Below are 682 nucleotides of genomic sequence, written 5' to 3'. Positions count from 1 at the left end.
GGACAGCGGCAGCCTGACCGAGAACGGCGTGCCGTCGAGTCTGGCCGGCAATGTGCTGGACAATGATGTTGGTGGTGCCGATCAGCCCAAGGCCTTCAGCAGCTGGAACGGCGTGACCGGGGCAGCTCCCGGCGAGAACGGCAGCCTGCTGGTGAGCACCCCCTACGGCGTGGTCACCCTGAATGCCAACGGCAGCTACAGTTTCGTGCTGGCCAATGGTTCGGCCGCCGTGGAAGCCCTGACCGAAGGGCAGCAGGTCACCCTGCAATACGCCTATTCCATGAAGGATGGCGACGGCGATCCCAGCAGCTCCACGCTGACCCTGACCATCGTTGGCAGCAACGACATTCCCACCGTCGAAGTCAGCAGTCCGGGAGCCGGCGGTGGCCTGGCCCAGGTGTTCGAGAAGGGCCTGGTGGACGGCAGCAGCGCGGGCGACGGCAGCAACGTGACCACCGGCAGCTTCACCGTTGCCGACTCGGACGGCTTGGCCAACCTGAAGACCCTCAGTGTGGGCAGCCTGACGGTGGACCTCACCAGCAGCGGCTTCGCCAGCCTGGTGGGCCAGAGCTTCACCACCGCCCACGGCACGGTGCAGATCACCGGCTACAGCAACGGCACCTACAGCTTCAGCTACACCCTGACCTCGACCACTGCTGATGCCGCTGGTCCGGAGACGGAC

General features: G+C 65.8%; 1 protein-coding gene. It reads left to right on the top strand.

The features are described from left to right. Positions 1 to 682 (top strand): VCBS domain-containing protein (locus E8F06_RS00020; protein ID WP_280362959.1); only part of this gene is annotated, 682 nt, incomplete at both ends.

Source organism: Pseudomonas sp. BN411 (assembly GCF_029871235.1).
In the GTDB taxonomy this organism is placed as follows: domain Bacteria; phylum Pseudomonadota; class Gammaproteobacteria; order Pseudomonadales; family Pseudomonadaceae; genus Metapseudomonas.
Note: the sequence above shows the minus strand (reverse complement) of the source record. Positions and strands in the feature narration are given on the sequence as shown.